The organism is Ochrobactrum vermis (assembly GCF_002975205.1).
Taxonomy (GTDB): Bacteria; Pseudomonadota; Alphaproteobacteria; order Rhizobiales; family Rhizobiaceae; genus Brucella; species Brucella vermis.
On the sequence record NZ_PCOC01000001.1, the window covers coordinates 2,248,582 to 2,272,778 of the forward strand.

Genomic DNA, 24,197 nt, shown 5'->3' on the forward strand with positions numbered 1-24,197 from the left:
AACAAATAGTTAGAGCGGTTCCGACGATTCAGTTGAAATAGGAGCCGCTCTACACCCCCACAGCGTCCTGCGGTCGGGAGATCGGCTCCTCGAAAGTCTCGATTGCAATGCGCCCTTGTCGGGAAACAGTGACAAAGCTGTTTGCTGGCACGGCCATCCAGTTGGCGGCCTCGCCGTCCAGCGGCTCTGACACCACGCACACACCGGACGATCCGCCCAGCGTCGCGGTATAAAGCGTCGGCGCGAAGGCATCGGTAGCATAGCGAATGGCATAAAGCTGGTTGCCGTCAGAAAACGCCGCCGTCAGCCGCAGAAATGGCGGCACGCCGCCACGAACCGCTTCCTCGACGACCGTTGCCACCATGCGTTTCATCGCCAGGGCAGGAACACTGTCCAGACCAAATTCCAGCATCAGCAGAAAAATCAGTTCCGAATCGGTTGCGCCATGTTTGCGACCGTAGACCTCATCGCTCAAATGACTTTCCAGCCTGCGACGCAACCGGTCGAAATGACCGATCTGGCCGTTATGCATGAAGCTCCAGCGCCCGGAAACGAAGGGGTGGCAGTTGGAGCGGCTGGTCAACCCGCCGGTCGAAGCCCGCACATGTGCAAGAAAAAGGCGCGACCTGATCTGTCGTGCCAGACTACCGAGATTCTGATCGGACCAAGCGGGCAAAATATCTCGATAAAGGCCCGGCTCATCCCGATGGCCGTACCAGGCGACGCCGAAGCCGTCGCCATTGGTACGCGTTTTCGCCTCATGCGCATCGTGGCTTTGCGCCACGAGCGAATGGCAGGGAGACGATATGACGTCTTCCAGATAGGTTTCCGGTCCGAGATAGGCGGCCCAACGACACATGTGCGATCCGGTTTTTACCGGCCCCGGTTATGAGTCCGCTCATAGAGCTGGCGAACAATCGTGCTCGCTGTCTTCTCGAACAAAAATGGCAAAATTGCATGAGTGAGTGCTGCAAAGGCTGCACAAAAAAGCTTGAACGAAAAACGACCGGCAAAGGCCATATGCTGGAAATAGGTTTCGTCAACCGATTCAGGATGTTCAGTAAAGAGGCGAGTGATGCGAGTGGTCATTGGAAATACTCCCGTCAATGAGCAATTCGTTCCCTTTTGTCCGGTGCCAGAAGCACCTTTCTGGAAAATCATTTTAGCAAAAGCAGACGAGATGAAATCTCAATTTGTCCTTGATTATTTTGATTTTGCGGGACAAATATCCCATCATGAAACTAACTTTAGACGAAATTGATCGCAGAATCTTGGATGAGCTGCAAATTGACGGTACTTTGTCCGTTGATTCTCTCTCCGAGCGGGTGCATCTTTCCCGCAATGCCTGCTGGCGGCGGGTAAAGCGCATGGAGGATGAGGGGATCATCAAGGCGCGCGTCGCTTTGGTTGATGCCGAGATGGCGGGATGCGGACTTTCCGTCTTCATTCTTGTACGCACATCGAGCCACGACCCCGAATGGCTGGCGAAATTTCGCTCTGCCATGGGTCGTTATCCGGAAATCGTCGGCGTTTATCGCATGACCGGCGATCTGGATTACGTACTGAAGGCACGCGTTTCCGACGTCAAAGCCTATGACCGCCTCTATCAGCGGCTCATCGCCAGCGTTCCGCTGTCGGATGTTTCGGCTTCTTTCGTCATGGAGGAAATCAAGGAAACGACGGCGGTTCCGCTGAAGGAATAAACACCACCTCATAAGCATAATCCGATGGGCTTGCCGCATTCCAACCCGATTATGCTCTAAAAAGCATGACCCTGTGCATCACTATCATTGCAAAACGTCAAATAGGCGGTACACCTTTCATTGGTTTTCACGTATGAGCGTCGCCAATTTGAACTCTCGCAGGAAAGGCTCCCTCATGACCGCAGCATCCTCTTCCGCGCCAACGCTCGGCATCATCCGCCTCGAACATGCGAAAGGGCTGGAACTTCCGGCCTATGAGACATCCGGCTCGGCTGGCATGGATCTGCGTGCCGCCGTCGCCGAAGATCGCCAGATCGTTCTGCTGCCCGGACGCCGCACGCTGGTACCGACAGGATTGATCCTCGAGATTCCCGAAGGCTTTGAGGTACAGATTCGTCCGCGCTCGGGCCTTGCCTTCAAGAACGGCATCACCTGCCTCAACACGCCCGGCACCATCGATTCCGATTATCGCGGCGAGGTGAAGGTCCTTCTCATCAATCTGGGCGATGACGATTTCCGCATCGAACGTGGTATGCGTATCGCGCAGGCCGTTTTTGCGCCGGTCATTCAACCGAGAATCGAAGAGCGCGCCGAGGTGACCGATACGGCGCGCGGCGCAGGCGGTTTCGGATCGACCGGCACGGCATAAAAGCACATCGCACAATAAAGCCCGGCTGAGCCGGGCTTTTTTTATAACGCATCCCGAAAAGTGTGAAACGGTTTTCGGATAAGATGCGCGTCAAAACGAGTATTTAGAACGCCGATCTGATGGCGATTTTTACTGCGTCAGAGCGGCGCGCTGGCAAAGGACGCCAGTGACCTGCACGTCAGCCTCACCCAACTTGACACCGAGCAAGTCGAGAACTCCGAAAACCAGATTATCTATAACAGGCGCCACAGGCGTTAACAATAATCCTATCAAGCCCACCAAATCTCCCAATGGTAGCTTTATTATACCCAGTACGCTGAGATCTATATCTATATTCTTGAGAAGAGAACTTGAAAGAGAAGAAACCAAATCGCTCGAATACGCAGTTCTTATTTTTTTATTCTGGATGTCACTGTAGCTGAATGACAGTAGCGTCGTCTTTTGACCCAGATTCACTTCTGCTTTTGCGTCTAGGCTTAAAAGACTCCCGAATTTAAGCCCCAACACATATGGCTGCACGTCAGCTATACTTGTCTTGCTCACAGAAGGCTTCCGGTTCAAGTCGTAAAAGGAACTGACTTCACCAAGATAGACACCCACAATACCCGGCTTTGCCGCAATCGTGACATTAGCGCTCGTCGGGCCCAACGGACAACTTATACTTTTGAGTTCTCCTTCACCTGAAGCAATATCGATTGCTAGCGGCAGATTGAGATTGAGAAGTTCAACGCCAAGCAGCGGATTGCCCGATTGCCCCCCGACGCGGATACCAAGTTGCAATCGAATCTGAGCTGTACGAACGAAAGAACCCGCTGCGCCAACCCGGAAAAAGGGAGTTTTTTGCGGTGGTTCTCCCACTATAACTTCTAAGGTAACGCCCAGCAGCCCGGGAACCTTCAACCCAGACGTAATATCGACTTGATGCTTACCTCCAATCATCACCGCTGCCGAAACCAGCTGCATAACATTAGCGGTTATGTTGTATCCGGCTCCAGAGCCTATTGAGGCGTTAGCCAACGACCCAAGCCCCAGCAGCTTCCCGACCGGTAGTTTCGTAGCGAGGGCAGCTGCATCCCTACCCAGAATGCCGAGTGCCGCTTTCGCTGTCGGATTGTTCGTCACCACTTCAGCCAACACACTTGCCAGCATCCCGACCGAAACATCCGTGTTCAGCAGCTGATCATAAGTGCCAGCTGTTAGCCCTACTTTCGGGGCCAGCTTGTCGAGAAAACCGAGCAGGTTGATATCAGTTGCTGCAAGAGCATTGTAATCGACGAGCTTCAGATTAAGAGTGGTGCCCAACAGACCACCGAGAAGTCCGTTCAACACACTCTGATCGGTATTGAGGCTCAACAACCGCGAACCGATGGAAAACGCGGCTTCTGCCTTTGTGGCCGCCATTCCGGTAGCGCCAAGCGCGGGGCGATTGAGGAATGCTTGACCGAAATAGAGATTGCCCGGACGTGCCAGCCGGACACGAACCGCATCAGGACTGGCCCCACCAGCCACGAAACGGTTTTCAACCGCACGGCTCTTATCCGGGAAATAGTTGCCCTTCTCCACCCAGACACGCGTCTTGTTGTCGGTCTTTCCGTTGACGACAGATGGATCGTAGCTGCCTGTCATCAGCACCGGATCAAGACCGTTCGCCTGCAATTGCCGCAGCACCGCATCGTTGGCCTGCGAAAGAGAAGCCGCGCCGGCGACGGCAGCAAAGTCAGCCATGCTCTGTAGCTGGCGCCGCTCCAGAAATAGCGAACTCGTGTCCACGCTGAAAGCTGCTATCGCCAGAAACAGTGGAGAAACCAGCGCCGCCATCGTCGCCAGATTACCGCCCCGTGCATGCAGGAAACGCGATACCAAACCCCGCATATCGAATGCCCCAATCCGTGTCAGATTCCGCCAAGTCTTATTGTGGATGCCCTTGTGATCGTCGTGTCTGGGAGCGGCAGCCCCGTCATCAGGTTCCAGATCGGCAGATTTTCCGCATTGTAGCGGATCGTTACCGTGAACTGGTTCGGGTCCGACTGTGCATTATCGACATTCACCTGCATCTTTGCAGGATCGATCAGTGAATATTTTGCCGCGTTCTTCTGGATATAGCTGGTCGCCAAGGTCTGCCGTTCCGACGGGTCGAGACCCGCCAGCGCGGTGCGCGTCGCATCAGCCGCAAGCTGCTGTACCGCATTGGCAACCCCAAGATAGAGACCGAAGGCGATCATCCCCATCAGGATTAAAAGAAAAACCGGTGCCAATATTGCAAATTCGACCGCTGCCGTGCCGCTTTTATTTCGATTGAAAAACAACAACGAAGGTATTCTTCGAAACAAGTTCGGAAACCTGTTCGATACGAATAAAAGCCTTTTTCGCCCCATAATAAGGTAAGCCATTTGCCCTCCCGTCCAAGAGCATTGAAACCTTATTTCCATGCCAGTTCGAAACAACATGCATCATGCATGCGCCGACCATCCGCTTTCGCAGACAGATCACGTCCTGAATTCTTTTATCTACTTTCAGATTGTGGTTTCCCGATCTTATTCAATCAGGATATAATTTAAGAACACTTAATTACTGACATCAGTGTTTTTCCATTGGCAAATTCATAAAGAATAACTGCAAGTTGTATCTTTATGCCAACTTTGCTCGCTTCATTGCTTGCTGTGTGTTGGACTGCCGAGAGCGACGGGGAAACGGCCAGCCTTTGTTTCATCGGCAATTGTTGCATGACAAATAATTAAGATGAAATCTTGAGCGGAGAAGCATAGATATCCAGCTAGCAATTCATGGCTGACAAGGGCTGTCTCGCTTTGGTTGTATGCGGCAGAAAATTTTGCGGGGCATAACAATAAATCTCCGAAATGAGATTCTGAAAGCTTGAGGGTTTGACGGTGCTTACATCTTCCGATTCTTCCAAAACCGGGCAGCGAACGGCACCTTCGCAAAAGCGTGCGCGCAGCAAGGCGCGCCGCTGGTGGCTGTGGCTTCCCGTCGCGGCAATCGTGGCTGGCGCGGGTTGGTATTTTTACGGCTCGGGCGAAGCGGGCGGCCAGAAAACGAGCTATCTCGCCGAAACAGTCACGCGCGGCGATATTGAAAACGCCATTACCGCTGTCGGGACGCTCAGTGCACTGCGCAGCATCAATGTCGGCGCGCAGGTCTCCGGCCAGCTCAAAAGCGTGAAGGTCGAAGTGGGCGATCAGGTCAAGCAAGGCCAGCTTATCGCCGAAATCGACCCTTCGCCTTTCGAAAAGAAGGTGGAAATATCAAGCGCCCAGCTCGATAATCTCAAGGCGCAGCTTCTGAGCAAGGAAGCCCAACTGACGCTGAAAAAAGCCAATGCGGCGCGCCAGCGCTCGCTGCTGGCCACGCGCGGCGTATCGCAATCCACGGTCGATCAGGCCGATGCCGATCTCGCCATGGCCGATGCCGACGTCAAGGCGCTTGGCGCGCAGATCCGCCAGCAGGAAGCCCAGCTCGCCAGCGACAAGGTCGATTTCGGCTACACCAAGATCTACAGCCCCATGGAAGGCACGGTCGTCGATCAGGCCGCCAAGGAAGGCGAAACGCTGAATGCGGTACAGAGCGCACCGACCATCGTTACCGTGGCCGACCTCAAGGTCATGACGGTGGAAGCACAGGTTTCGGAGGCTGACATCGGCAGGTTGAAGCCCGGTATGCCGGTCTACTTCACCCTGCTCGGCCAGCCGGAAAAGCGTTTTACCGGCACACTGCGTCAGATCAAGCCGACGCCTGCGACAGAGAACAATGTTGTGCTTTATTATGCGCTGTTCGACGTCCCCAACCCGACCGGCGAACTGATGATCAATATGAGCACACAGGTCTATTTCATTCTCGATGAGGCGAAGGACGTATTGGTCGTCCCCTCTTCAGCGCTGAATTACAAGCGGGAGGGTGCCCAGAACCAGAAAGGCAAGCCGCAGATTTCGGTCAAGGTCGTGAGCGATAACGGTTCGATCACTGAGCGCCAGGTTCAGATCGGCGTGCGCAATCGCGTGCAGACCGAGATCAAGAGCGGTCTTGAGGAAGGCGACAAGGTCGTCGTTACCAGCGCTTCCAGCGGAGCTGAAGCTGCCGCAGGACAGCGTGGCCGCCGGCCCGGCATGCGTCTGTTTTGATGAACCGCCCCATGTCCGACAGTCCTATGACCGACACACCACTCATCAGGCTGGATGATATCCGCAAGACCTATCACAATGGTGACCTTGCCGTTGAGGTGCTGCATGGCATCACGCTCGATATTCAGGCCGGCGAATTCGTCGCGATCATGGGCGCGTCCGGTTCCGGCAAATCGACGCTGATGAACATTCTGGGCTGTCTCGACAGCCCGAGCGGCGGGCAATATCTGCTCGATGGCGAGGACGTCTCGACACTGGACGCCGACGCGTTGGCAACGTTGCGCCGCCGCACTTTCGGCTTCGTCTTCCAGAGCTACAACCTCATCTCGACCTCAACGGCACAGGAAAACGTCGAAGTGCCCGCGATCTATGCGGGCCTGCCCGCATCGGAGCGCCATGCGCGTGCCGCTGAACTGCTCAACTCGCTGAAACTCGGCGACCGCCTCGATCATCGTCCGAACCAGCTTTCCGGCGGCCAGCAACAGCGCGTTTCCATCGCCCGCGCCCTCATGAATGGCGGGCGCATCATCCTCGCCGACGAACCGACCGGCGCACTCGACAGCCAGAGCGGCGAGGACGTGATGGAGCTGCTGCGCTCCATGCACCAGCAGGGGCACACGGTCATCGTCATCACGCATGCCCGCGAGGTGGCCGAACGCGCCGACCGGCTGATCGAAATCCGTGACGGCCAGATACTCTCCGACACCGTAAAGCGCGCCATTCCCGATACACAGGCCCCGTTCCGACTGCAGAAGAGCCTTGAAGGCAATTCCGCCCGCATCGCCGACATTTCGGAAGCGGTGAAGATGGCAATGCGTGCCTTGCGGGCCAATATCTTCCGAACCGTCCTCACCTTGCTCGGCATCATCATCGGCGTCAGCTCCGTGGTGACGATGCTCGCCATCGGCACCGGCGCGCAAAACTCCATTCTCGACCGCATCAATGCCATGGGCACCGATCTCATTCTGGTGCGCCCGTCTATGGCGGGTTTTCGCGGGACTGGCCAGATAGCAACGCTGATCCCCGAAGACGCCACCGCCATTCTGGAACTGCCGAACATCAGAACCGCTGTCCCGGAAGTCACCGGCACGGTGACGCTGCGGCGTGGCAATGTCGACTACCAGTCGCAGGCAAACGGGACTGTCCCTGCCTTCTCGGAAGCCAAATCGTGGAAGGTCGCGACAGGTGATTTCATCAGCCAGAGCGATATGGACAATTATGCGCCCGTCGCAGTACTCGGCACCACGGTCGTCAAGACGCTGTTTCCCGACGGCAGCAATCCGATCGGCCAATATATCCTGATCCAGAAGATTCCATTCCAGGTGATCGGAACACTGGAACCGAAGGGCGCCGGTTTCGGCGGCTCGGATCAGGACGATGTGGTGATCGTACCGCTCTCGACCGGCAATCTGCGGCTGTTCGGCCAGAAATATGTGCGCACCATCACCGTGCAGGTGAAGGATTCCGACCTCATCAACACAACGCAGGAACAGATTCAGGACCTGCTCGACCAGCGTCACAAGAAGCGCGACACGATGATAACCAACATGTCCTCCATCCGCGAGGACGCGACGGCGATGGGCAACACGATGACGCTGTTTCTGGGATCCGTGGCCGCGATCTCGCTTCTGGTCGGCGGCATCGGCGTCATGAACATCATGCTGGTGAGCGTGACCGAGCGCACCCGCGAGATCGGCGTACGGATGGCGACGGGTGCACGGCGGCGCGATATCCTGCTGCAGTTCATCACCGAGGCGCTGACCGTGTCGGCCATCGGCGGTGCATTTGGCGTCGTGATCGGGCTGGGCGCCGCCGCCATCGCGGGCTGGGCCGGCCTCTCGGTCGGCTACAGCGTCGGCCCCGTCCTGCTGGCCTTCGCCTGCGCTTTCGCCACCGGCTTGATCTTCGGCTTCCTGCCAGCACGCAAGGCTTCTCGCCTGCTGCCCGCTGTGGCACTGTCATCCGAATAGCAAATTCGGACTGGAAAGCTGTGCATCGATGATTCTTCCCAAGCGAGGCTTGTTCGCTGTCGCCATAATGTCTGCAGCGATGGTGGCCCTGACCCAGCCCGGCCGTACGGAAAGCTGCAATCGCGAAGCCTTTGAAAATACAAATTATATCATCTGCGATGCCAAGGCCGACGGCACAGGCTTGCATCTGTTCTGGACAAATGCCGACGACGAGCCCTATCGCAATTTTTCGAAAGTAGCCGACGCCGCAGCAAGCCGTGAGCAAAAGCTGGTTTTCGCGCTTAATGCCGGAATGTATCAGCCTGATTTTTCGCCAATGGGCCTCTATGTCGAAGACGGCCGCGAGCTTCGCCCGGCAAGCAAGACGACGCCCGCCCATCGCTCCGGCCCCGTGCCGAACTTCTACAAAAAACCGAACGGCATCTTTTATCTCGGCGACAGGGGCGCGGAAATCCTGCCGACAGACCGTTTCCTAAAACAAAAGATCAAACCTCGGCTCGCGACCCAGTCGGGGCCGATGCTGGTTATCCGCGACAGGATCAATCCGATTTTCATCGTTGGCTCCACAGACAAGACCCGGCGCAGCGGCGTCGGCGTTTGCAGTGGCAGCGCGATCCGATTCGCGGTCAGCGAAGATGCCGTCAATTTCCACGACTTCGCAAAATTGTTTCGAGACCATCTCAAATGCCCGAACGCCTTGTTTCTGGACGGTGGCGGCGGTGCAGGCATCTACGTTCCAGCACTGGAGCGGAATGACATATCCTGGCACGGCGGTTATGGCCCGATCTTCGGGCTTGTGAAGTGATGTGTATCCGGCAGAAAGTGAAAAAGCCGATCTGAATCCAAACCGGCCTTTCAGATCATGCTTGCTGTACCAGCTTACTTGAACAGTAGCGGCAAGGTGATCGGCATACGCGCCTTGGCAATTGCTGCTGGCGGCGCGGGCACAGGTGAAGCTCGACGCGCGGCTTCCAGTGCAAGCTGGTCAACCTCTGGATTACCAGATGACCCCGCCAACTTGACCGAAAGCACGTTGCCGGAAGGATCAATCACGAAGTTGATGACCACGCGTCCTTTCGCGTTGCGTGCCTTACGCTGCATGAAACGCGTGTTGCGCGCCATATGAGAGTTCATTTTCGCCTGCCATTTGTTGGAGGCGACGCCTGCCGACGCCGAATTCTCGCCTCGGCGATTCGCGGCAGCCTTCTCACCCGCGTCCACATCCATGCGCGGTGCGCTTGCCTGGCGGGTTTCCGGTGCCTTTTCAGCCTTCTTGGGCTTGGGCTTTTCGACCTTGGGCTGCTTCGGCTTTTCCGGCTTCGGTTTTTCAACCTTTTTCGGTTCTGGCTTCGGATCCGGTTTAGGCTCTGGCTTCACTTCCGGCTTTTCGACCGGCAGCGGAACAGCAACTTCGGGCTTTTCTGCCTCGACGACATCCGGAACGACGTCTTCCGGCTCCTGAACAGCCTGTGGCTGAGGCTCGGGCGGCTTCACCTCTTCCGGTTCTGGCGGTGCCGGCTCTTCCTGCTGCGGTTCGGGCTGCGGGGTCGGTTCCGGCTCAACCTGTTCCTGCGGTGCTTCAGCCGTTTCAGGCTGGGCTTCTTCCGCAACCTGTTCTTCCATTGGCGCTTCAGGCTCCGGCGCAAGTTCCACCACCATGGCGGCGACCTGCGAGCCATCGGGCTGATCGTCTTCCTGTGCCATATGGATAGCATAGGCACCGGCCGCATGAACCGTCAGAACAAGAATGCCCGCACCGAGCCAACGTCCCGCATCATGCCAGAAGGAATGATGATGGTTGTCGGCGGAAGCCGCCTTTACCGGGGGATGGTCGGGCGGAAGTGCATTCATTGCGCGGCTCCCTGCACGGCAGGCGTTTGCGAGGCGGGGACCGGTTGCGCAGGTGCAGTTCCGGTCTGGTCAGCGCCGACAGTTTCAAGACCGACCAGCGCAATCTTCAGATAACCGGCTTCGCGCAGAAGATTCATCACGCGCATCAACTCGCCATAGCCGACATTCTTGTCGGCGCGCAGAAAGATGCGGGCTTCCTTGTTTTTCTCGGACAGGCCGTCGAGCGCTACACCGAGACGCTCGCGCGCAACAGTGTCATTGCCGACACTGATGCTGAGATCGTCCTTCAGCGTCACATAAAGCGGCTTGTCGGGACGCGGCGCGGGCGCTGCCGTCGAGGCAGGCAGATCCACCTTCACATCCACAGTAGCCAGCGGTGCTGCCACCATGAAAATGATGAGCAGAACCAGCATGACGTCGATGAAGGGCGTTACATTGATCTCGTGGTTCAGCTCGAGATCGTCACCGCCGCTTTCGCGAACTTTACCAGCCATGGTGCTACTCCGCTGCGTGCAGCGTGCCTTCACGCACGCCTGCCGTCCTGAAATCGAGGTCGCGACTGACAAGACGCTCGACCCCTGCCGAAGCATCGGCGAGCAGCGAGCGGTAGCCGGTGATGGAACGGGCGAACACGTTATAGATAACCACGGCGGGGATAGCAGCGACGAGACCAATGGCAGTCGCGAGCAGTGCTTCGGCAATACCCGGCGCCACGACAGCGAGGTTTGTCGTCTGCGCCTGACTGATATTGATGAACGAATTCATGATGCCCCAGACGGTGCCGAACAGACCGACGAAAGGCGCAATCGAACCGACGGTCGCAAGAAGGCCAGTGCCCTTGGAAAGGCGACGTCCAGCCTTCGCTTCGATGCGCGACAGGCGTGAAGAAACGCGTTCCTTAAGACCTTCGCCACCCGCACGTGCCAGCGCAGGCCCCGAAAGGCGAACCTCATCTTCTGCGGCGCGGACGAGGATTGCACCCGGTCCCTTGGCGCCGTCCAGCGAACGGACGGCTTCGGCAAGCGTTGCCGAATGGCCGATAATCTTCAATGCCTTGGTTGCACGGCGGCGCGCACCGGCCAGTTCAAGCGATTTGGCAACCCAGATCGTCCAGGTGGCCAGCGAAGCGATCGCCAGACCGATCATCACGGCCTTCACGACCCAGTCGGCAGCCATGAACATTCCCCATGGCGACAGATCGTGTGGGAGGATCAGACCGTTCTCGCTTTCGACAGGTGCGGCAGCAGACGCAGTGGTCTGGGACTGGATCAACTCAGGAGAAGGTGCCGCAGCCGGGGCGGTCGCTGCGGGAGCTGGCGCTCCCGGTTCGTTCGCAGGCGCTGTATTGGCTGGAGCCGGGCTGGAAGGTGCTTCCGCCGTGGGGGCCGCCGGGGCATTCGTCGAGGGGGATACATCCTGGGCCAATGCAGAAGCCGCACCCAGCAAGCCGATGCCCATCGCCGCAGCCATGAAGCCTTTTCGCCAGAAACCAGTCATTTTGATCGCCTTTTGATTGTTCAAATCCGCGCGCACATGACTAAACCCTCATGCAGGCCGTCGCACCGCTTGTTGGGCCTCTTCTTAACTCCCAATAATATGATGGCGCAAGTCATGTTTTCATTTTCGAGGCGATTTCGTCCCGCAGTCCAAGGATATGCGAACATTTTTCGGCTCTCAACTTTTTGCCAGTTGCACATTCACGCCAAATCAGAACTGATATGGTTAACCGAAGCGCCTGAGGGTTGGATCTAAAAACAAATTCCGGGTGCGCGGGAGGAAATGCAGTTCCGCTCAGACCGGATTTCTGGAGGACATGCCAATGATGCTCAAGGATATCCAGACGCTTGAACATGCGGCACGCACTGCCATGGCAGGAAATGACGATCCGCTGCCGGTACAACAGCGTTCATTGAAGCCGACACATGTAGGACTGGCCTTTATCATGCTGGCCGGTGCGGCTTATCTGCTGCTGGCCTGAACCGCAGATCTGCAACTCTAAAGCGCGCTCGCCACGGTTTCGCCACTGCGACGACATGAGTTTCACAATTCTGACGCTAGAATAACACAGACTTTGAGCGGAACGGAAAGCGTTTCCCCTCGTTTTTTCTCCTGTTGACGGCGAGATTGCCTCTCGCCTTCGGTTTGCCTTAATTACCGACAGGAGTTTCCATGAAAAGACTTCTCGCCTCCACGGCCCTTGCCGCGCTGATCGCCCTGCCCGCTTTCGCTCAGGATGGATCACCAATTTTCTCCGACGAGAAACAGGAAAGACCGGTCGCCAGCGAGAACGGATATTTCGTGGCATCGCCCGGCCAGCTTCTGGTGTCGGGCTTTGTCGGACAGGCAGTTTATAACGGCCCTTCCAACGATGCGGCCAATATCGGCACGGTCAATGACATGATGCTCGGTGCTGATGGCAGCCCGCAGGCGGTCGTCATCGGCGTCGGCGGTTTTCTCGGTGTCGGGGAAAAGAATGTCGCAATCGGTTTCGACCATCTGTCATGGGTGGTTCGCGATAACGGCAAGCGCTGGCTGATCGTGGATGCCACCAAGGAACAGCTTGAAAAAGCACCCGCATTTGATCGCAGCGCAGCTTTCGAAGCGGATGGCGCGCCACGTACAGAACCTCCAGCCGCCGATAAGACGATCACCACCCAGAAGGCCGACAGGGTCATGCCTGAAGGCATGAAGCCTGTTCCCTCCGAGGGGCTAAGCGCGGACAAGCTGATCGGCGCAACCGTTTTCGGCGCAGATGAAACGAAGATCGGAACAGTGGGCGACGTCCTGATGTCCGCCGACGGACAGACCGAGGCATTCGTCGTCGATGTGGGCGGTTTCCTTGGCATCAACTCCAAACCCGTCGCCGTTTCCATCGCCAATCTCGACGTTGCCTCCGGCAAGGACGACAAGGTGAACGTCTTCACGCAATTCACCAAGGAACAGTTGCAGGCGCAGCCCGCCTATTCGGACGCAGCCTATAAGAAGGACCCGGAAGGCACGATCCTTCACGGCGAAGCGGAGTGACACTTCACGATATTTGCGGAAGCGTCCTCAATGGCGCTTCCGCATCTTTTCGTCATTTACCATGACTTGCAACAACCGGCTGGTGTTGTTGCCGCTGATGGCTTTGCGTGCAACCATTAAGCCAGCCGCACGTTATCCGAACGATAACCGGAGAATGAACAGGAGAGCTGATATGGCGCGTGCATCCGCGAAAACGAGCAAGATCGAAGAAAAGATCGAGGAAGCGCTGACCGATGCCAGCACGGAAGACCTTCAGGCTCAGGTCGAGCAGTTGAAGGAAGACATCGCTGCCATTGCGGCAACACTTGCCAATCTCGGTTCGCAGACCGTCCGCGACGCAAAACGCGGTGCCAAGGAAACCTACAAGAGCGCCTATGTTCAGGGCGAAGACGTCATCGATGATCTGCGCAACAAGGCGCAGGATGTTGAAGCTCAGCTGACGGCAACGGTGCGCGAACGTCCGATAGCCTCGCTCGCCACTGCACTCGGCGTCGGCTATCTGCTGGCCCTGCTCTCGCGCCGCTGAGGCGTGCCATGCTGAAAGCTCTCATGCCCCTATTGTCTGCGCTGGCAGGCGAGGAACTGAAATTCGTCGCCGGGCAAACGAAACGCGCGGCGATTTTCGGCACAGCAATCGCCATCTTCGCCATCATTGCGATCACCTTCTTCTGTGTCGCCGCCTTTCTGGCGCTGGCGCAGAACTATGGAGGCCCGCTGGCAGCGCTCATTCTCGCTGCATTGTCGCTGATCGTGGCGCTGCTCATTCTCGCCGTTCTGAAAATTCAGGCGGTGTCAGAAGCCAGGAAGCGCAAGCAGAAACTCGAGGCGGACAAGTCGGCAATGATGGCAACGGCAGTAATCGCAACCGTGCCTGCCATTCTCAAGCGTCCCATACTTGCTGCCGCCCTGCCGCTTGCCGGAATCGCACTGGTCTCGCTGCTTTCAGATAAGAAGAAGCGTCCTCCGCAGAGCTGAAACGCTTCACAGAGTTTAAAGACGCCGGCCGTTATTGGTCGGCGTTTTCTTTCCAGCGACCGATTTGGCTATTTACCGACAGGCGCATCGCCCTCTTCGGCCAGCGACGACAGGCGAACAATCACCTTGGTTCCTGCACCGTCATCGGTCTTGCAGTAAACTGGCTTTTCGCCGAACTGCATGCAAAGCTGTTCGATAACCAGCGTGCCAAGACCGTTCTTTTCGCCGGATTTCTGCTGGTCCTTGTCAAAGCCCACACCATCGTCTTCCACAACCAGCACCGGGATAGCATCTTCGCCCGGCTTGAGGCTGATCCGGATATGCCCTTCCGGACGGCCCTTGAATGCGTGCTTGATGGCGTTGGTGACGAGCTCGCCCAGTATGATACCGATTGTCGTCACATCGCGCGCCTTCAGATCAAGCGGTGCGAAATCGGTCGAGAATTCGATCTTGCGGTCCTGACCGATGGCGTTTCGGATATCGTTGATAACGGTGCCAAGAAAATCGTCGACCCGCGCTGATTCCATATCCTCGCCCAGACGCAGGCGCCGGTGCGCCGTCGACACGGTCTGGACGCGGTCGCGGGCAGCAGCAAGCGCGGCGCGGGCATCCTCGCTGCGCGTCTGCCGCATCTGGAGGCCAAGCAAGGATGAAACCGTTGCGAGCGAATTGCCGATGCGGTGATTGGTGTCCTGCAGCAAAAGCTCGACCCGCTGGCGCTCCCGTTCGGCAATGCGGCGCTCCTGCTCAAGCTCGGCAGTGCGTTCCTGCACCCGCTGTTCCAGCAACTGCTTTTCGGAACGCAGCACCGTCTGCCCCTCGAACATGGAGCGCGCATAACGCTGAACGCGGGTGAACAGCAAAAGCGCCAGCATGGCGGCCGAAGCCAGCGCCACAATCGACGTCGCCGTCATCCAGTAGCGCATGCGATTGATCCGCTTGTTGCGCTCGAGAAGTTGCTGTTCTTCCGCATCGATGAATTGTGTGACCGTATTGGCAAGCTGATCCATCAGCACCTTGCCCTCGTCACCGCGCACTTTTTCAACCGCCGCCGCCACATCACCCGACTGGGCAAGATTGACTGTCTGGCGCACATCTTCCTGTTCGCGTTCGACCAGCGCACGTATCTGCTTGACCCGCGCATCCTGCAGCGGGTTCTGGTCCGTCAGGGCTTCAAGATCGGCCAGCGTCTTGTCGACACTCAGGATCGTATTGCGATAGAGATCAAGATAAGTCTCGTCGAGCGTCAGAAGATAGCCGCGACGGCTCATCTCGATATTGCTGGCAAGGCGGGCCACCTTGTCGACCTGCTGGCGCAACGCATAATTGCGGGAAATATCAACCACCTGATGGTTGACGCTGGACGACAGAAACAGCGTCATGATCGCCGATAACAGCACAAGGCCGAGCGACACGATAACCGCAACCGGCTTCGATGACGATTGAAGCAGTTTTTGCAACAAGGCTGATGGCAAGGACGCAACCCACAAACAAACGATCACTTTGCCGACAAGAAATATCAGCAGGCGCTAACCTACAAGTGACTGGAGATAAAAAGCAATCGTTGCGGGCAAAAACACGCGTTGGATTGAGACGTTAGAGCATGCCTTCCGAAAGTGCTGCCGGTTTCGAAATGAAAACATGCGTAAAAAGAGCAACTCCAATGATTCGGCAAAACAGCAAATGCTCTCGTAACATAAGCCCCCTCCCCACCGGGAAGAGGGCAAAATCCATCATGCACTATGCAAAGCTTCTCAAGGTTGCCCGCGATGAATCGGCGTCCGGGCCGTAATCGCTTTCGCCTTCGATCTTGAGGATTTCCTGCAAGCGCGTACGGGCACGGCTGACACGGCTCTTGATCGTCCCAACGGCACAGCCACAGATTTCCGCAGCTTCCTCATAAGCAAAACCCGAAGCCCCGATCAGAATGATCGCTTCGCGTTGATCATCAGGCAATTGCTCCAGTGCCGCTCGGAAATCCTGCAGATCGAGCGAGCCATATTGCGAGGGATGCACGGCAAGCTGTTCGCTGAACACGCCATCCGTATCCTGGATCTCGCGACCGCGCTTGCGCATCTGCGTGTAAAACTCGTTACGCAGGATGGTAAAGAGCCAAGCCTTCATATTCGTCCCCATTTCAAAGGACTCCTGCTTGGCCCATGCTTTCATAATCGTATCTTGAACGAGATCATCCGCCTTGTCATGCTGGCCTATAAGCGACACCGCAAAGGCGCGCAAGCTCGACAGCGATGACAGGAGCTCTCGCTTGAACTGTGCATTACTCTCAACCGACGGACCGGGTGCTGTGTTCACGCATACTCTCCTGTTCAGCCTGATCGAGTTTTTCGAGAAGATCAAGGAAGCGATCCGGAATCGTCTCATCCTGTATCGAGGTGTACAGTGCCTTTAATTTCAATCCGACTTCACAATTTGGTCCTAATATATCCTTCTGAACGCGGCGAGGCGACCTGACCCCGGCTCCGTTCATGTGAAGGTTTTCTTTTTCTGCCATATCTTGATCGTTCCGGGCTGATTGCCCTACCCTATTAATCTAAGCCCCTGCTTGTCCGAGAAATGCACGGGCTACCAAAAAGTTCCCTAATACACCTCCCAATCTCGGAACTTTTTTCAAAGCGCCCCGTTATGTGTACCATAATGCTGCGCTCAAAGCATCGGTGGGAGGGCCGTAAAACCTTGTCCGCCAATGTGCATTTAATGAACGAAAGCGGCAGTTGAGGAGTTCCAATACCATGACGTTATCGACGCGTATCGCGCCGCACCTTCCCTATCTCCGTCGTTTCTCCCGTGCTCTTACCGGCTCCCAGGCTTCCGGCGACGCCTATGTTGCGGCTGCCCTTGAAGCCCTGATTGCCGATGTGAGCATTTTTCCGCGTGCTTCGTCCGACCGGATCGGCCTCTATCGCCTTTTCTGCGATCTTTATAAGACCGCCTCGGTTCGCATGCCGGAGCCGACATCGGAGTTTGCATGGGAACAGCAGGCGGCAAGAAATCTTTCCCATATCGCCCCGCTGCCCCGACAGGCGTTCCTGCTGGTGGCTGTGGAAGGTTTCTCCGACAAGGAAGCAGCCGAAGTTCTCGAGCTGGACGATGCCGAACTGAGCCGCATCCTGTCGGCTGCATCGACCGAAATTTCGCGTCAGGTGGCAACGCGCATCATGATCATCGAAGACGAACCGCTGATCGCGATGGATATCGAGCAGATGGTGGAAAGCCTTGGCCACGAAGTCGTTGGCATCGCGCGCACCAAGGACGAGGCGCTGGCGCTTTATAATCAGGAAAAGCCGCGCATGGTGCTGGCCGATATTCAGCTTGCTGACGGAAGCTCGGGCATCGATGCTGTGAATGAAATTCTGCAGAACGATACGATTCCTGTCATTTTCATCACCGCTTTTCCGGAACGCCTGCTGACAGGCGAACGCCCGGAACCAACCTTCCTCGTCACCAAGCCGTTCAATCCGGATATGGTGAAAGCACTGATCAGCCAGGCGCTCTTTTTCGAAGAAGCCTCGCAGGTCGCAGCCTAGCCCGGTGTCAGTGTGCCCCGGCATCACCCACCAAAGTCCCGAAAGAGAGTACCTTTCGGGACTTTGGTGCATTGGGGTTTTCAAAGTCCGTTCAAGACACGCAGCCTTACATCCTGTCATGAGTATTTAGAGTTGTGAGCGCCTTAATTTTCCCGGAACTACGGAACCAAGTCGTCTTCGATGTCGTTTCTCCTGCACACAATAAGAAGGAGACCGGACATGCTTTATTATGCGCTCGTATTTCTTGTGGTGGCACTCGTGGCAGGTGCGCTCGGTTTCGGCGGCATCGCTGGTGCCTCAGCCGGTATAGCGCAGATTCTGTTCTTCGTATTCCTTGCGCTGCTCGTCGTTTCGCTCATCGCTTCGGCGATCCGCAAGGCATAGCAGGTATTAAATTAAAGGCTGTTTTTGACCTGAAGATATATCAGCCTATATTGCTGCTTATTGACATGGCCGCCGCATCCTATCATGCGGCGGTTTACCGGTTCCAAAATCCGGGCCAGTTCAAGGATCAAAAAGATCGCTCGACCGTGACCCGCCGAACAGTCGATGAAATGGACGTTATGGCACGCAAATTTCCGTTCAGTATTCCCGGAGTTTTTGCCGTTTTGCCAATGGGCGATCTAGATATTTGTTTCGTCGCATTCTGCTACGCAAAACCGCTTCGCACTTTTACTGGAACTGCTCTGAGTTCAGTTGCGGGACAATCGGGGCAAATATGACCGCTGGCACAAAATTCACCCTACAGGAAACCGAACCCGACGCGGCCCGTCTGCGGGCGCTGTTGAGAGCAGTCCGCAACAGCAATGTCTGCGTGCTCTACCAAACGCCCGATCTGGTTTATTCGTGGGGCGAAAATATCCCCCTCTACTGGCAGGAAAAGTGGAAAGTCGGCGGAAACGACTGCGATTTCATCTTCTCCGCAGCCTTGCACAAGCTCGACGGCGCCAAGCGTGCGGCCCTGGATACCGGTGAAGCGCAGAATGTGGAACTTGCCGTCAATGACGGCGACAAGCTGCGCTGGATCGAATTTCACATCGACTGCGATCGCGACGAGAACGGCAATATACTGGGACTCGTCACCACCGCTATTGAAATCAGCGAACTGAAACGACGCGAGCAGGTGTTGAAGACACTGTTGCGCGAGGTCAGCCACCGCTCCAAAAATCTTCTCGCCATCGTGCAGAGCATCGCCAGCCAAACGGCGCGTTTCACCGATTCCATCGACGATTTCCTGCTGAAATTCCGCGGGCGCATCCAGTCCCTTTCCTATTCGCAGGATCTGGTGACCGATTCCAACTGGCGCGGCGCGCTGTTTCGCGATCTCGTGTATTCGCAGGTCGAGAAATACATCGACGTCAATGACGAACGCCTGACCATTGAGGGCGACAATCCCTATCTTTTCCCCGGTGCCGCGTTGCATGTCGGCCTTGCGCTACATGAACTGGTGGTCAATGCGACCTCTTTCGGCGGTCTTTCGATACCCTATGGTCGGGTGAAGATTTCGGCGAAGGTTGCCCATGTGGCCAGCGGCGATGACAGGCTGGAATTCCACTGGGAAGAAACCAATCCTGCAATGCCGGAGGTTTTTGAGCACGATCCGCGCTTTGGCAGTGCCGTGCTGCAGCGCATCGTTCCCGCCTCCGTCAACGGTCATGCCGATTATCGCATCGACGGAACTGGCGCGGTTTATTCGCTCATCATTCCCACAGAGCAGTTTGACGCCTGATCAGGATCGATAACGCCCTCACCAGCCACAAAAAAAGCCGCCATGGTCAGACCTGAGCCTGAACCACGGCGGCTTGCTCTGAATTTGCGGAACGCCAGCGGCATAACGTTTGACGTCAGCGCGGCATTCTCGCCGCTCGCCTCGTGCGGGGAGGTTGAGGCGAACTCTGAAGGTCGTGTTGTGGGGGCGGGGTCACGACCTTCATGCGCGCTTAACGTCACAGATGAAACTTGGTTCCGTCAGTTTCCGATTTTTTTGCAATAAAGTTCGAGCCGGTGATGCACGATCTCATAGCCGAGCGAACGGGCGATTTCTTCCTGCAGTTTTTCGATCTTGTCAGAGCGAAACTCCACCACATCTCCGGAGTCCATATCGATGATGTGATCGTGATGCGCACCGCTCGCCTGTTCGAAACGCGACGGCCCTCCGGCAAAGGCATGCCGGTGAATAGCGCCGCGCTCTTCGAGAAGCTTCATCGTGCGGTAAACCGTCGAAAGCGAGATGCTGCTGTCGATCTCGACTGCCCGGCGAAAAATCTCGAGCGCGTCAGGATGATCTTCAGTCTCGGTCAGTATGTCCAGGATGATCCGGCGCGGCCGCGTGATACGGACCCCTGCCTGGCGCAGCTCCTGTTCATAATCGGGCTTTTTGTACGATTCTCTCATGTCCGCGATTATGCACCGTCACGCTGCCAGTTGCAATTTTTTGCAACTGGAGCCTGCCCGATCTCCCCAACCCATTGTAACGGATGCGCTTTAGTGGCTTAGGTCTGCCAACTGTCCGTAATCGGACATATGCGACTCGGCGGCCTTATCGTTCAGATGGTATTGCCCACGCCCCACCCGCACGAAAAGCGCATCGCTTTCCGGCTGATTATCGGTGCAGTTTTCGGCAAGGAAAGAGAAGTATCTGGAGTAAGGCCAGCCTGGAGCGACACGACGCACATCTCTCGGCGAGAAAGGTTCGGCAAGAACACCTTTCACCCTGACAGCATTATGGATTTGAGGATAAATATTCGATCCAATTTTCCACATGCTTTAACATTAGCACCACCATATACGGCCTTCATATCCCGTAAACACGGGATAGTTGCATATTTTTTGCTTGGTCAGACAACGCTCGGTTAAATGCCCAGTTCCGCTCAGGCATCAATTGAGGCGCATCCGCCTTGTCCAAGCCCATGATGAGAAATCATCAGTCGGCTGGAGCAAGCACAGTAAAGAGCGCCGCTCCGTCACGATCCAGCTCTTCGACCGCCACCGGATAAGTATCGCCTTCATGCGATTTGAGGCCAACAGCCGATGCTTTCATCGCCTCGCCTATCGCATCCTTGTTGCCCCAGAACTTGCCGCGCTTTGTCAGATCTGCCCCGTCGGCGGGAATGGCCACGCTGTATTCCACCGCACCTTTGTCGATGCCATCACAAATGAGGCTCGCCGATCCGGTCTTGATTGAAACGCTCATCATTCCTCCGCGCCTGGTTGATCCCTCATCGGCATCCACCCTAACGCCCATCCGCAAATGTGTAAAACAATGAACCGAAATTAGTATTTCACCGCGTACCGCACCACCAATGGAGTAGTCTCCACCCCCCCGTTTCACCTACGGATTGTGAGGCTTTGTTGGTATTCTCGCGCCACAACAGAGGGCGCAAAAAATGGTAACCCCGATAGCGCAATATGTCAGACGTTCAGTCGCTTATGCAGCGACAAAACTGAATTACAGACAATCGATCGACAGGATCGCGTCCGATGCCCAGGACTATTGGGCCGATCAAACTTCAAAGAATCATAAATCGAATTCCCACTGGAAGGGAAGCGACGGCCTCTCCGATGCCGCATGGATGCAAATCGGACGATCGCATCGAAAGCTTGTGCAGGATGCAGCCGCTTCCGTCGGCCTAACCGCGCAAGGCTCCCGGATATTGGAATGGGGTTGTGGAGGCGGTGCGAATGCAGTTCAGTTTGCGGATCTGGCCAATGAATATCTGGGCGTCGATGTATCTGCCGCGTCCCTCAAGGAATGTGCGGCTCGAATGTCGGACGTGGGATATAGGCATTTTTCTCCAGTGCTCATTGACGTAGAGAAACCACAAAAGTCACTGGAGCAGATCAAACAGCCGGTCGACATCTATATTTGCACCTATGTCTTCGAACTCATTCCGACAGAGGAATACGGGGCTGATCTTTTGAGAATAGCTTTTCAGCATCTACGCTCAGGCGGGCTGGCTGTTATCCAGATCAAATATTCCACACACAAGTCAGATACACGTGGCCACAAGTGGGGATACCGACGGAATCTGGCCAATATGACGACTTACTCCATCGACCAATTTTGGTTGCTGGCTGAAAGCGTCGGCTTCAGACCGGTCTCCGTCTCGCTCAAACCATATGATGCTCTCGTTAAAGATGAGAGATACGCCTATTTTGTTTTACAAAAACCGGAAGCGAGTGCTGACCGAGAATAGCCAGCCATGTGCCATTTGAAGTGAAAGCCAAGCCATGCTTGTTCATTGGTACGCCCAAGGGGAATCGAACCCCTGTTTGCGCCGTGAGAGGGCGCCGTCCTAACCGCTAGACGATGGGCGCATAAGCCATCTCGCTGATATAATCGCCAAAAAGAAAAAGCGCAATCCTCGAAGGCAGAAACAATCGGGGCGGCAATATTGCCGCCCCGATCAGGTTCTATTCGTTCTACTCGACATTGCCGAGCTTGATGCGGCCAATGATACGGGACTCACGATAATCGTAGATGATGAGTTCCGTACCGCCGTCCGGCAGCAGGGTTTCCAGCGAAAGCTCGTTGCCGGAAAGGCTTTGCGAAAGAAGGCGGGCGCCGGGTGCCAGGTTGATCTGTGATTCAATCAGCTTCGGCGGTTCCGGCTTTACCGGAGCGGTCGCGGCCTGTCCCGGGATATCGGAACGGGCTTCTTCAACCGGCGGGGTTTCCGGCGCGCGATTGATCTTGTAGACAACTGCGACAAGCACCGCCATAAGACCGATCAGCATGACACCGATGGAGACGGCCAGAAGCCGGATCATTTTGCGGCGCACACGTTCCATGGCTGGATCAAGCTGGGGCTCGGCCTGTTCATCCGGGTAATAGCCCTGCTGATAGTCCTGATAGCCTGAATCCTGATGATTCTGGTATCTCGGATAGTGTGGATCCTGCATTCAACGACTCCGGTTCGAACTTCGCCGTGTTAAGGCGTGTGGCGCGTGATAGAGCATTTTGCAGCCAAATGGAAACATTTGACGTCGCATAAATGCGGTAAAACCAAGAGATAGAGCAGTTCTGACGATTTCGTTAAGAGAGAACTGCTCTCATAAAGGAAAGACACGAGTGAAAGAGCTTACGACCGACTCCGATGCCACAGGCAAGCGTCTCGACCAGTGGCTGGCCGCAGCATTGGGGCCGGAACTCTCGCGCAGCCGCGTCCAGTCCCTTATTGCCGAAGGCCATGTGACCATAGACGGCGCACCCGCCCGTGAAGCCAAGCAGAAGCTGCGCGAAGGCATGACTATCGCCCTCGTGCTGCCTGAGCCTGAACCTGCCGAACCGATTGCTGAGAACATTCCCCTCGATATTCTTTACGAGGATGATGATCTCATCGTGATCAACAAGCCCGCCGGACTTGTCGTTCACCCCGGCAACGGCAACTGGACGGGAACACTCGTCAATGCCCTCATATATCATTGTGGCGATAGCTTGTCGGGCATCGGAGGAATCCGCCGTCCTGGCATCGTTCATCGCCTCGACAAGGATACGAGCGGCGTCATGGTCGTGGCCAAGAATGACCGTTCCCACCGGCATTTGAGCGAGCAATTTGCCGACCATGGGCGCACCGGCGATCTGGAGCGCGCCTATCTTGCACTCGTCTGGGGCATGACCGAACGCCCGCAGGGCTTCATCGACGCGCATCTCGGACGCTCGCATCGCGACCGCACCAAGCAGGCCGTCGTGAAAGAAGAACGCGAAGATGCCCGCCACGCCGTCACGCACTACTCAACCATCGAGAAATTCGCACCGCAAGACGATGCAACCGCGCTGGCCTCGCTCGTCGAATGCCGTCTTGAGACAGGCCGCACCCACCAGATTCGCGTGCACATGGCACATATAGGCCATCCGCTTGTCGGCGACATGGACTATGGCAGCGCCTACAAGACCAAGGCCAACAAACTGCCGGAACCGTTGAAAGTGGCAGTGCGCGGCTTTCATCGGCAGGCATTGCATGCCGGGCTTCTCGCCTTCACCCACCCGGCCACAGAGGAACTGATGCGTTTCGAAGCACCCGTGCCGGAAGATATGGAGCACCTTCTGGAAAACTTCCGGAAACACTCTATATAATACTGGCAATTATCATGGTTGGCCGAACGGATGACAGCCTGTAGATAGAAGGCTGTTTCATCATCAAGATCGGGGCGCGGTTGGAATAAGAGCCGCTCTCCACCCCATAAAGACCATATATTTCAGATGCGCTTTGCAACCTTTGTCATGCGGCGACGTTCACATTGTAGTGACAGATTGTTTCATGAGTTAAAGGATCGTGTTTTCGCCAAAATCATGCCTATATATGAAGGCTCGCGTGAGGGAAGTGCAGGAGGCAGCCCCCGCG

General features: G+C 56.1%; 29 protein-coding genes and 1 tRNA gene. 15 read left to right on the plus strand and 15 right to left on the minus strand.

What is annotated here, in order from left to right; all coding sequences use genetic code 11:
- Positions 1 to 49: 49 nt before the first annotated feature.
- The gene (locus CQZ93_RS11150) at positions 50 to 859 is read right to left on the minus strand and encodes a class II glutamine amidotransferase (protein ID WP_105542612.1); all 810 of its coding nucleotides are present in this window, start codon (positions 857 to 859) and stop codon (positions 50 to 52) included.
- A gap of 14 nt (positions 860 to 873) precedes the next feature.
- The gene (locus CQZ93_RS11155; protein WP_105542613.1) at positions 874 to 1,089 is read right to left on the minus strand and encodes a DUF6356 family protein; all 216 of its coding nucleotides are present in this window, start codon (positions 1,087 to 1,089) and stop codon (positions 874 to 876) included.
- 146 nt (positions 1,090 to 1,235) lie between these two features.
- Between CQZ93_RS11155 and CQZ93_RS11160 the strand changes: the two genes are divergently transcribed.
- Both CQZ93_RS11160 and dut read left to right on the plus strand, forming a co-directional pair.
- On the plus strand, positions 1,236 to 1,703 hold the full coding sequence (locus tag CQZ93_RS11160; protein ID WP_105543274.1) for an Lrp/AsnC family transcriptional regulator: 468 nt from the start codon (positions 1,236 to 1,238) through the stop codon (positions 1,701 to 1,703).
- A gap of 175 nt (positions 1,704 to 1,878) precedes the next feature.
- On the plus strand, positions 1,879 to 2,352 hold the full coding sequence (gene dut / locus CQZ93_RS11165) for a dUTP diphosphatase (RefSeq protein ID WP_105542614.1): 474 nt from the start codon (positions 1,879 to 1,881) through the stop codon (positions 2,350 to 2,352).
- A gap of 129 nt (positions 2,353 to 2,481) precedes the next feature.
- Here dut and CQZ93_RS11170 read toward each other — a convergent pair whose 3' ends face one another.
- Together CQZ93_RS11170 and CQZ93_RS11175 are read right to left on the minus strand one after the other, a co-directional pair.
- Positions 2,482 to 4,224, minus strand: coding sequence for a TadG family pilus assembly protein (locus tag CQZ93_RS11170; RefSeq protein ID WP_105542615.1), 1,743 nt, complete (start codon positions 4,222 to 4,224; stop codon positions 2,482 to 2,484).
- 20 nt (positions 4,225 to 4,244) lie between these two features.
- Complete coding sequence (locus tag CQZ93_RS11175; RefSeq protein WP_422616085.1) at positions 4,245 to 4,661, minus strand: TadE/TadG family type IV pilus assembly protein; 417 nt, start codon at positions 4,659 to 4,661, stop codon at positions 4,245 to 4,247.
- A 579-nt stretch (positions 4,662 to 5,240) separates the two neighbouring features.
- Here CQZ93_RS11175 and CQZ93_RS11180 point away from each other — a divergent pair.
- From CQZ93_RS11180 to CQZ93_RS11190, 3 genes are read left to right on the plus strand one after another with little or no spacing between them, the layout of a single operon-like run.
- On the plus strand, positions 5,241 to 6,488 hold the full coding sequence (locus CQZ93_RS11180; RefSeq protein WP_105543275.1) for an efflux RND transporter periplasmic adaptor subunit: 1,248 nt from the start codon (positions 5,241 to 5,243) through the stop codon (positions 6,486 to 6,488).
- 26 nt (positions 6,489 to 6,514) lie between these two features.
- Entirely contained in the window at positions 6,515 to 8,458 is a 1,944-nt protein-coding gene (locus tag CQZ93_RS11185; protein WP_181153380.1) for a MacB family efflux pump subunit, read from the plus strand.
- Positions 8,459 to 8,486: 28 nt separating this feature from the next.
- On the plus strand, positions 8,487 to 9,263 hold the full coding sequence (locus CQZ93_RS11190; RefSeq protein WP_105542618.1) for a phosphodiester glycosidase family protein: 777 nt from the start codon (positions 8,487 to 8,489) through the stop codon (positions 9,261 to 9,263).
- A gap of 74 nt (positions 9,264 to 9,337) precedes the next feature.
- Here the strand turns inward: CQZ93_RS11190 and CQZ93_RS11195 are convergent, their stop codons facing one another.
- Genes CQZ93_RS11195 through exbB form a run of 3 tightly spaced genes read right to left on the minus strand, consistent with a single transcriptional unit; the run spans position 9,338 to position 11,842 of the window.
- Positions 9,338 to 10,309: an energy transducer TonB family protein gene (locus CQZ93_RS11195; protein WP_105542619.1), complete on the minus strand. Its 972-nt coding sequence runs from the start codon at positions 10,307 to 10,309 to the stop codon at positions 9,338 to 9,340.
- A complete protein-coding gene (exbD, locus tag CQZ93_RS11200; RefSeq protein ID WP_105542620.1) occupies positions 10,306 to 10,803 on the minus strand; it encodes a TonB system transport protein ExbD in 498 nt (165 codons plus the stop codon). Before exbD ends, CQZ93_RS11195 begins: the two co-directional genes overlap by 4 nt.
- A gap of 4 nt (positions 10,804 to 10,807) precedes the next feature.
- Positions 10,808 to 11,842, minus strand: coding sequence for a tonB-system energizer ExbB (gene exbB / locus CQZ93_RS11205; RefSeq protein ID WP_105542621.1), 1,035 nt, complete (start codon positions 11,840 to 11,842; stop codon positions 10,808 to 10,810).
- Positions 11,843 to 12,128: 286 nt separating this feature from the next.
- On the opposite strand from exbB, the gene CQZ93_RS26645 reads away from it, so the two are divergent.
- The 4 genes from CQZ93_RS26645 (at position 12,129) to CQZ93_RS11220 (ending at position 14,308) form a co-directional block, all read left to right on the plus strand.
- A complete protein-coding gene (locus tag CQZ93_RS26645) occupies positions 12,129 to 12,287 on the plus strand; it encodes a hypothetical protein (protein WP_167522198.1) in 159 nt (52 codons plus the stop codon).
- 191 nt (positions 12,288 to 12,478) lie between these two features.
- The gene (locus tag CQZ93_RS11210) at positions 12,479 to 13,333 is read left to right on the plus strand and encodes a PRC-barrel domain-containing protein (protein ID WP_105542622.1); all 855 of its coding nucleotides are present in this window, start codon (positions 12,479 to 12,481) and stop codon (positions 13,331 to 13,333) included.
- 172 nt (positions 13,334 to 13,505) lie between these two features.
- Positions 13,506 to 13,859: an ElaB/YgaM/YqjD family protein gene (locus CQZ93_RS11215; RefSeq protein ID WP_105542623.1), complete on the plus strand. Its 354-nt coding sequence runs from the start codon at positions 13,506 to 13,508 to the stop codon at positions 13,857 to 13,859.
- An 8-nt stretch (positions 13,860 to 13,867) separates the two neighbouring features.
- Positions 13,868 to 14,308 (plus strand): hypothetical protein, encoded by a 441-nt coding sequence (locus CQZ93_RS11220; protein WP_105542624.1) that lies wholly within the window; start codon positions 13,868 to 13,870, stop codon positions 14,306 to 14,308.
- 68 nt (positions 14,309 to 14,376) lie between these two features.
- On the opposite strand, the gene CQZ93_RS11225 is transcribed toward CQZ93_RS11220, so the two are convergent.
- From CQZ93_RS11225 to CQZ93_RS11235, 3 genes are all read right to left on the minus strand, one after another.
- Entirely contained in the window at positions 14,377 to 15,783 is a 1,407-nt protein-coding gene (locus CQZ93_RS11225) for a sensor histidine kinase (protein WP_105543276.1), read from the minus strand.
- Between the two features lie 265 nt (positions 15,784 to 16,048).
- A complete protein-coding gene (locus CQZ93_RS11230) occupies positions 16,049 to 16,621 on the minus strand; it encodes an RNA polymerase sigma factor (protein WP_105542625.1) in 573 nt (190 codons plus the stop codon).
- Complete coding sequence (locus CQZ93_RS11235; RefSeq protein ID WP_105542626.1) at positions 16,593 to 16,820, minus strand: NepR family anti-sigma factor; 228 nt, start codon at positions 16,818 to 16,820, stop codon at positions 16,593 to 16,595. The genes CQZ93_RS11230 and CQZ93_RS11235 overlap by 29 nt, the downstream gene beginning before the upstream one ends.
- Positions 16,821 to 17,058: 238 nt before the next feature.
- On the opposite strand from CQZ93_RS11235, the gene CQZ93_RS11240 reads away from it, so the two are divergent.
- The 4 genes from CQZ93_RS11240 to CQZ93_RS11255 all read left to right on the plus strand — a co-directional run bounded on the left by CQZ93_RS11240 (position 17,059) and on the right by CQZ93_RS11255 (position 19,582).
- Positions 17,059 to 17,853 (plus strand): response regulator, encoded by a 795-nt coding sequence (locus CQZ93_RS11240; protein WP_105542627.1) that lies wholly within the window; start codon positions 17,059 to 17,061, stop codon positions 17,851 to 17,853.
- Between the two features lie 219 nt (positions 17,854 to 18,072).
- Positions 18,073 to 18,237, plus strand: a complete 165-nt coding sequence (locus tag CQZ93_RS11245) for a DUF1328 domain-containing protein (protein WP_007876538.1) — start codon at positions 18,073 to 18,075, stop codon at positions 18,235 to 18,237.
- Positions 18,238 to 18,302: 65 nt separating this feature from the next.
- Positions 18,303 to 18,575: a hypothetical protein gene (locus tag CQZ93_RS11250; RefSeq protein ID WP_105542628.1), complete on the plus strand. Its 273-nt coding sequence runs from the start codon at positions 18,303 to 18,305 to the stop codon at positions 18,573 to 18,575.
- Positions 18,572 to 19,582: a sensor histidine kinase gene (locus tag CQZ93_RS11255; RefSeq protein WP_105542629.1), complete on the plus strand. Its 1,011-nt coding sequence runs from the start codon at positions 18,572 to 18,574 to the stop codon at positions 19,580 to 19,582. The genes CQZ93_RS11250 and CQZ93_RS11255 overlap by 4 nt, the downstream gene beginning before the upstream one ends.
- A 239-nt stretch (positions 19,583 to 19,821) precedes the next feature.
- Here CQZ93_RS11255 and CQZ93_RS11260 read toward each other — a convergent pair whose 3' ends face one another.
- The 3 genes from CQZ93_RS11260 to CQZ93_RS11270 form a co-directional block, all read right to left on the minus strand.
- On the minus strand, positions 19,822 to 20,247 hold the full coding sequence (locus CQZ93_RS11260; RefSeq protein ID WP_105542630.1) for a ferric uptake regulation protein: 426 nt from the start codon (positions 20,245 to 20,247) through the stop codon (positions 19,822 to 19,824).
- 90 nt (positions 20,248 to 20,337) lie between these two features.
- A complete protein-coding gene (locus tag CQZ93_RS26935; protein WP_105542631.1) occupies positions 20,338 to 20,616 on the minus strand; it encodes a hypothetical protein in 279 nt (92 codons plus the stop codon).
- A gap of 160 nt (positions 20,617 to 20,776) precedes the next feature.
- Complete coding sequence (locus CQZ93_RS11270; protein ID WP_286153109.1) at positions 20,777 to 21,049, minus strand: hypothetical protein; 273 nt, start codon at positions 21,047 to 21,049, stop codon at positions 20,777 to 20,779.
- A 190-nt stretch (positions 21,050 to 21,239) separates the two neighbouring features.
- Between CQZ93_RS11270 and CQZ93_RS11275 the strand changes: the two genes are divergently transcribed.
- Positions 21,240 to 22,049, plus strand: a complete 810-nt coding sequence (locus CQZ93_RS11275) for a class I SAM-dependent methyltransferase (protein ID WP_105542633.1) — start codon at positions 21,240 to 21,242, stop codon at positions 22,047 to 22,049.
- A 46-nt stretch (positions 22,050 to 22,095) separates the two neighbouring features.
- Here CQZ93_RS11275 and CQZ93_RS11280 read toward each other — a convergent pair.
- Together CQZ93_RS11280 and CQZ93_RS11285 are read right to left on the minus strand one after the other, a co-directional pair.
- A tRNA-Glu gene (locus CQZ93_RS11280) sits at positions 22,096 to 22,170 on the minus strand.
- 105 nt (positions 22,171 to 22,275) lie between these two features.
- On the minus strand, positions 22,276 to 22,755 hold the full coding sequence (locus CQZ93_RS11285) for a hypothetical protein (protein ID WP_105542634.1): 480 nt from the start codon (positions 22,753 to 22,755) through the stop codon (positions 22,276 to 22,278).
- Positions 22,756 to 22,924: 169 nt separating this feature from the next.
- Here CQZ93_RS11285 and CQZ93_RS11290 point away from each other — a divergent pair, with 169 nt between their 5' ends.
- The gene (locus tag CQZ93_RS11290; RefSeq protein ID WP_105542635.1) at positions 22,925 to 23,929 is read left to right on the plus strand and encodes an RluA family pseudouridine synthase; all 1,005 of its coding nucleotides are present in this window, start codon (positions 22,925 to 22,927) and stop codon (positions 23,927 to 23,929) included.
- Positions 23,930 to 24,197: the final 268 nt, after the last annotated feature.

Excerpts from the sequence above, each read along its gene's own strand:
- CQZ93_RS11190 (WP_105542618.1), top strand. The coding sequence starts at position 8,487 with ATGATTCTTCCCAAGCGAGGCTTGTTCGCTGTCGCCATAATGTCTGCA.
- CQZ93_RS26935 (WP_105542631.1), bottom strand. The coding sequence starts at position 20,616 with ATGTGGAAAATTGGATCGAATATTTATCCTCAAATCCATAATGCTGTC.
- CQZ93_RS11235 (WP_105542626.1), bottom strand. The coding sequence starts at position 16,820 with ATGGCAGAAAAAGAAAACCTTCACATGAACGGAGCCGGGGTCAGGTCG.
- CQZ93_RS11240 (WP_105542627.1), top strand. The coding sequence starts at position 17,059 with ATGACGTTATCGACGCGTATCGCGCCGCACCTTCCCTATCTCCGTCGT.
- CQZ93_RS11220 (WP_105542624.1), top strand. The coding sequence starts at position 13,868 with ATGCTGAAAGCTCTCATGCCCCTATTGTCTGCGCTGGCAGGCGAGGAA.
- exbD (WP_105542620.1), bottom strand. The coding sequence starts at position 10,803 with ATGGCTGGTAAAGTTCGCGAAAGCGGCGGTGACGATCTCGAGCTGAAC.
- CQZ93_RS26645 (WP_167522198.1), top strand. The coding sequence starts at position 12,129 with ATGATGCTCAAGGATATCCAGACGCTTGAACATGCGGCACGCACTGCC.
- CQZ93_RS11170 (WP_105542615.1), bottom strand. The coding sequence starts at position 4,224 with ATGCGGGGTTTGGTATCGCGTTTCCTGCATGCACGGGGCGGTAATCTG.
- CQZ93_RS11185 (WP_181153380.1), top strand. The coding sequence starts at position 6,515 with ATGACCGACACACCACTCATCAGGCTGGATGATATCCGCAAGACCTAT.
- dut (WP_105542614.1), top strand. The coding sequence starts at position 1,879 with ATGACCGCAGCATCCTCTTCCGCGCCAACGCTCGGCATCATCCGCCTC.
- CQZ93_RS11195 (WP_105542619.1), bottom strand. The coding sequence starts at position 10,309 with ATGAATGCACTTCCGCCCGACCATCCCCCGGTAAAGGCGGCTTCCGCC.
- CQZ93_RS11270 (WP_286153109.1), bottom strand. The coding sequence starts at position 21,049 with ATGATGAGCGTTTCAATCAAGACCGGATCGGCGAGCCTCATTTGTGAT.
- CQZ93_RS11285 (WP_105542634.1), bottom strand. The coding sequence starts at position 22,755 with ATGCAGGATCCACACTATCCGAGATACCAGAATCATCAGGATTCAGGC.
- CQZ93_RS11150 (WP_105542612.1), bottom strand. The coding sequence starts at position 859 with ATGTGTCGTTGGGCCGCCTATCTCGGACCGGAAACCTATCTGGAAGAC.
- CQZ93_RS11255 (WP_105542629.1), top strand. The coding sequence starts at position 18,572 with ATGACCGCTGGCACAAAATTCACCCTACAGGAAACCGAACCCGACGCG.
- CQZ93_RS11250 (WP_105542628.1), top strand. The coding sequence starts at position 18,303 with ATGGCCGCCGCATCCTATCATGCGGCGGTTTACCGGTTCCAAAATCCG.
- CQZ93_RS11155 (WP_105542613.1), bottom strand. The coding sequence starts at position 1,089 with ATGACCACTCGCATCACTCGCCTCTTTACTGAACATCCTGAATCGGTT.
- CQZ93_RS11160 (WP_105543274.1), top strand. The coding sequence starts at position 1,236 with ATGAAACTAACTTTAGACGAAATTGATCGCAGAATCTTGGATGAGCTG.
- CQZ93_RS11260 (WP_105542630.1), bottom strand. The coding sequence starts at position 20,247 with ATGAGAGAATCGTACAAAAAGCCCGATTATGAACAGGAGCTGCGCCAG.
- CQZ93_RS11275 (WP_105542633.1), top strand. The coding sequence starts at position 21,240 with ATGGTAACCCCGATAGCGCAATATGTCAGACGTTCAGTCGCTTATGCA.
- CQZ93_RS11245 (WP_007876538.1), top strand. The coding sequence starts at position 18,073 with ATGCTTTATTATGCGCTCGTATTTCTTGTGGTGGCACTCGTGGCAGGT.
- CQZ93_RS11210 (WP_105542622.1), top strand. The coding sequence starts at position 12,479 with ATGAAAAGACTTCTCGCCTCCACGGCCCTTGCCGCGCTGATCGCCCTG.
- CQZ93_RS11215 (WP_105542623.1), top strand. The coding sequence starts at position 13,506 with ATGGCGCGTGCATCCGCGAAAACGAGCAAGATCGAAGAAAAGATCGAG.